This is a genomic window from Microcoleus sp. SVA1B4, from assembly GCF_036700545.1.
GTDB lineage: Bacteria > Cyanobacteriota > Cyanobacteriia > Cyanobacteriales > Microcoleaceae > Microcoleus.
Genome location: NZ_JAUBPB010000130.1, coordinates 1 through 5,221, shown reverse-complemented (window position 1 = coordinate 5,221; position 5,221 = coordinate 1). Strand labels below are relative to the sequence as shown.

3 protein-coding genes are annotated in these 5,221 nt (G+C 48.7%); 2 read left to right on the top strand and 1 reads right to left on the bottom strand.

The window, feature by feature from the left end; translation table 11 throughout:
* Positions 1-17 precede the first annotated feature (17 nt).
* Positions 18-395 carry a GNAT family N-acetyltransferase gene (locus tag QT987_RS29300; protein WP_333246967.1) on the bottom strand — a complete coding sequence of 126 codons (378 nt, stop codon included), beginning with the start codon at positions 393-395 and terminating at the stop codon, positions 18-20.
* Positions 396-675: 280 nt separating this feature from the next.
* Here QT987_RS29300 and cax point away from each other — a divergent pair, with 280 nt between their 5' ends.
* Positions 676-1,797 carry a calcium/proton exchanger gene (gene cax, locus QT987_RS29295; RefSeq protein WP_333246489.1) on the top strand — a complete coding sequence of 374 codons (1,122 nt, stop codon included), beginning with the start codon at positions 676-678 and terminating at the stop codon, positions 1,795-1,797.
* A 1,148-nt stretch (positions 1,798-2,945) separates the two neighbouring features.
* Positions 2,946-5,015, top strand: coding sequence for a serine/threonine-protein kinase (locus QT987_RS29290; RefSeq protein WP_333246962.1), 2,070 nt, complete (start codon positions 2,946-2,948; stop codon positions 5,013-5,015).
* The last annotated feature ends 206 nt before the right edge of the window (positions 5,016-5,221 follow it).

Here is a 5,221-nt window from a genome sequence, read left to right as displayed (position 1 = left end):
CATTCGGGGTACTTCGCTTAGCGCTCAGATTCATCCCCTCTGAATATACGCCCGGGACTTCCCGGCTGGTAGTTAAATCCAGCACGCTCAGCAGCCAGTTCACATACTCGCATAATCTGACTTCCAATTCTTCGACGTGCCGATGCTGGATGAACAAAGAATGCACGAATCTTTGCCGAGTCGCTGTCTGGGTTGAGGAGGCTGTCTTCTGGATTATTTTTGCCTGAATCACCTCCATAAAGCGTTTTACGTTTACTCCAACCACCGCAACCAACAATTTGGTGATTGTTCTCAGCAACAAAGTATGTTTGGTCTAGAATCAGTTGAGTATCAACCCCAAAAACTATGCCCAGTGCGCCTTCAATCTGCTCTGAACTATAGTAGCTTGCAGGCACAAGCTCTAGCAGAATCAGGAATTAAAGTTGTTAACTTAGGACTGTCTTCTAAGGAAGCTAATCGAATAAAAAAATCCATTGAACCGATCGGCTAAACAAATCGCTCTCTTAGTTTGTCACATCCGTGAAAGCCGCAATGCAGCGATCGCCCGTTAGCGAAGCTTGCAGAAGAGGATCGCCCACCCCCAGCTTTAAGCAAACACCCAAATCCCTCACCCTCGCCCTTTTTTTCATTTGGTCACAGGCTATGATTGACGGTTGGCAGCTTTTGAGAATCTAAATGCTAAACACAAATACAATTATTTCCAGCCTGCTGTTATTTATCCCAGTTTCCATCGCCGGACACTTTCTCGGCTGGGAATCCTCCACAATCTTCGTCACCTCGGCTTTAGCCATCATCCCTCTAGCCGCCTGGATGGGGACGGCCACCGAAGAAATCGCCGTCGTCCTCGGCGCCAACTTGGGGGGTTTGCTGAACGCTACCTTCGGAAATGCCACGGAACTGATTATCGGCATCGTCGCCCTCAACGCCGGACTAATAGATGTTGTCAAGGCCAGCATCACCGGTTCAATTATGAGTAACCTGTTGCTGGTGATGGGATTTGCGATGCTGCTGGGCGGCTTGCGTTACAAAGAACAAGAATTTCAGCCGATAGTCGCCCGGTTGAACGCTTCAGCGATGAACTTAGCCGTGATTGCCATTTTGGTGCCGACTGCAGTTAATGCCACCTCTACGGGCATCCCTGCAGAAACTATGCAGAACCTCTCTAGCGCTGTTGCTATAGTCCTGATTGTCGTCTACGTGCTGACGCTGCTGTTTTCGATGAAAACCCACAGTTATCTGTACGATGCGGGGGTAGCAGAAATAGAAATGCTTGAAGAATTAGCTGAAAGTAACTTAGCACCAGACAGTCCTGACCACAAAGTCAATCTGCCGCTGTGGATTGGGGTGCTGTTGGCCTGTACCCTGATGGTAGCTGTCGAGTCGGAACTGTTGGTGGGTACTCTGGAAGAAGCGACGGCGCGTTTGGGGCTGACATCACTGTTTACCGGGGTGATTTTAGTGCCGATTATTGGCAATGCAGCCGAACATACAACAGCGGTGACGGTGGCGATGAAAAATAAAATGGATTTGTCGGTTTCTGTGGCCGTGGGTTCGAGTTTGCAAATTGCTTTGTTTGTTGCGCCGGTGTTGGTTTTGGCAGGTTTTGTCTTGGGCCAACCGATGGACTTGAATTTCAACCCGTTTGAACTTGTAGCGGTTGCGGTGTCGGTGCTGATCGCCAATTCTATCAGTTCTGATGGCAATTCTAACTGGCTAGAAGGTACTTTGCTCTTGGCAGCTTATACGGTTTTGGCGCTGGCGTTCTACTTCCATCCGGTAATTGAGGGACTTGTTTAAAAGGCTTTCTTGTGCTGAAGGAAGAGGGAAGAGGTTCGAGGGAAGAAGGCAGATTTTTTCACTCCCTCACTCGCCCACTCTCCCACTCTCCCACTCCCTCACTCGCCCACTCTCCCACTCTCACTTCTTTCTTCGAGAATGGTGGTTGCGATCGTACAATTGAAATGTGGCTGCTCTCTCGTTATTAGTTCTGGTCTGTTTGTACATTATGTGCTCTCATCAGGGATTTGTGACCTCGATCGGCTGTGACAAATAACAAAACCTTTGGCCTCAAGCCGATCGTTCGATCGCACTGCCCCGGTTATACAAAAACACGGGATGCTGAAGTCAAGCAAGACTAAAGCCTCCCTCGACTTCAGAGACGTTGGAAGATTTCAATCAAGGGTGCTCATGAGTCTTTTACTAGGTGTGCTACGATCGTCATAAGTTGAAAATTGAGTTGAACTCAATAGCCAAAAAGTTCACCAAAATTAGTCATACTTAACTGGACTGGTTAACCTTCTGGGCGGTATGATTACATCAGTGCCGAAAACAAAGGTTTAATTATCTGGGAGAGTAAACCGAGCGTGCAAGTCAAAACTGACCAGCCTGTAAAAAGGTCGAACGGGAGTCCGCGTTTCGTTAAATTGGTTGAAAATATGGGATGACTCATGGCTAAAAGCTTCAACTAAAATTACATCAATTAGGGCGTTGCTCCGCCCGAATTAACGCCTGTGGACAAGAAGGAGCCGACTCCCTTGGGTGAAGCAGGAAGCAGGCCATTCAGGAGCAATCCTGATTCAATGGTGAGACTTAAATAAGTTTAGCCAACTTTTGTGTAGCAGTAAACGACGGTCGATTTAAAACTGACCAGCCTATAAAAAGGTCGAACGGGATACCACGATTCGTTAAATTGGTTGAAAATAATGGTTAAACAATGGCTAAAAGCTTCGACAATAATAAATAGTTGTAGAGACTTCAAAAATAGGGTGCTGCTCCACCCGAATTTACGCCTGTGGACAAGTAAGAGCCGACTCTCTTGGCAGAAGCAGGAATCAGACCCTCTAGAAAATACTTCTAGTTGAATGGTGAAACTTAGATAAGTTTAGCCAACTTTTGTAGAGCAGTGTCAAAGTAAAACTTGATAGAGCAACCTCAATCAGGGTTATGTGGCTTCTGTGAGTTATTGCCTCAATCCCAAATGCCCGAATCCCTCCGATCCAGCCAACTCTGGCAAATCCGCGTGTATCCACTGCGGGTCAGAACTTTTGTTGCAAGGTCGATATCGGCTAGTCGCGCCTCTCGGAGGCGGCGGCTTTGGCAGAACATTTGAAGTGGACGACAACGGCGCCCGAAGAGTGCTCAAAGTCCTGCTCAAAGAACATCCCAAAGCTGTAGAACTGTTTAAGCAAGAAGCTGACGTATTGGTCAGGCTCAGACATCCAGGTATTCCAAAAGTCGATCGCGACGGTTATTTTACATTTACGCCAGCTCACAGCACAGAGTCTTTTCACTGTCTGGTGATGGAGAAAATTGCTGGGGCCAATTTGCAAGACTGGCTGAAACATCGGGGCCGCCCGATTAGTCAAGAACAAGCTGTAAACTGGCTCAAACAACTGTCGGAAATTTTAGACCAAGTTCACCGCCTCAACTATTTCCATCGGGATATCAAGCCGCACAATATTATGTGCAAGCCAAACGGGCAGTTAGTGCTGATTGACTTCGGGACTGCTCGGGAAGTTTCGGCGACTTATTTCGCTAAGGTGGGCCAGGGGCAAAATGTAACTGGTATTGTTTCCCCCGGCTACACGCCGCCGGAACAAACAAATGGCAAGGCTGTTCCGCAGTCCGATTTTTTTGCTCTGGGGCGCACTTTTGTTTATTTGCTGACTGGAAAGCCGCCGACTGCGTTTCCAGAGAATCCGCGCACGGGCAGATTAATGTGGCGCAAAGGAGCTCCTCAAGTTTCCGACTCCGTGGCTAATGTGATCGATTATCTGATGGCGCCTTTTCCGGGGAATCGACCTCAAAGTCCCCAGATGGTTTTGCAGTGTTTGGAGGAAATTAATCTCGACGGCGCAGAAACTCAGGTGCCGACTCAGTTGCCGACGACGGGGCAAACTAAAATTCGCGCAACTGCCGGGGAGGGTGGGGCGAAGAAGCAGAGTTCCATAAACCGCCTCAGACCTCTGAATTCGGGATTGAACAAGAGCCAGAAAGATGTTTTTGATTGGAAAAAGAAGTTGCTGGCGGGCACGGCTGTTTTGATGGTGAGTATTGGCGCGTCTCAAATTTACGGTTCCCTGCGTTACGGGGTGTTTCCGGCAAACCCCGTGTGGCTGCTTTCGACTTTACCTACCACTCATTTTTTGCAAAGAAGTTTGGATAATGTCGGGAGTGTAAATGCGATCGCCCTGTCGCCTGACGGTCAAACTTTGGTGAGCGCAAGCTTTGGGACGATTAGAATTTGGAATGTGAGGACGGGACGCCTGGTGCGGACTCTCAATTCGGTGCATTCTAAAAAATCGGTCAAGACGGTGGCGGTGAGCCCGGACAGCTCGATTTTGGCCAGTGGGGGCGACGACAATAATGTGATTCTCTGGGATTTGAAGACGGGGCGACGGATGCGGACAATTGCCGCTCACAAAGCCGCCGTCAACGAGATCGCTTTTAGCAGGGACGGTCAAACTCTCGCTAGCGGCAGCGATGACAAAACTGTTCGCTTGTGGAATGTCAGAACCGGCAGCAGGTTGCGGACTTTGAGCGGCCACGCGGGGGGAGTAAACGCGATCGCTTTGAGCCGGGATGGTAAAACTCTCGCTAGCGGCAGCCAGGACAAGACTGTGCGTTTGTGGAATCTCGGTACCGGAGAAGTCAGAAGAATTATCACAGGTCACGGGGGCCCGGTTAATGCTGTGGCTTTTAGCCCCAACGGGCAAATTGTGGCTAGTGCTAGCACCGACAACACGATCCGTTTGTCGAACGTACAAGACGGGAAGCGCACCCGCACTTTTAAAGGGCATTCGAGCTGGGTGAGGACGATCGCCTTTAGCCCGGACAGCCGCACTTTGATCAGCGGGGGCGGAGATATTATAGTTTGGGATTTGAAGACGGGAAAAGAAAGAAGCAGTCTTTCGGGTCACAGTCAGTTTGTGAGTTCGGTTGCTATTTCCAGAGATAGCAAGACTTTTGTGAGCGCCAGTCCCGATCGCACTATTAAGATTTGGCGAATGCCATAGTGCTACTATTTGAGATTTGAGATTTGAGATTTGAGATGTGAGATTTGAGAATTGGTAATGACTGATTTTGTAAGGTTTGAAGTAATGGCTTATAGTTGCATTGTTTTTTTTAGTGGTATCAATAGTCATTAGGAATGAGAATTAAATAACTTCCACTCTTGAAAGTGGGATGGGCGTCCCGCCCGTCCAAAAAAGACGGGCGGGAC

Excerpts from the sequence above, each read along its gene's own strand:
- cax (WP_333246489.1), top strand. The coding sequence starts at position 676 with ATGCTAAACACAAATACAATTATTTCCAGCCTGCTGTTATTTATCCCA.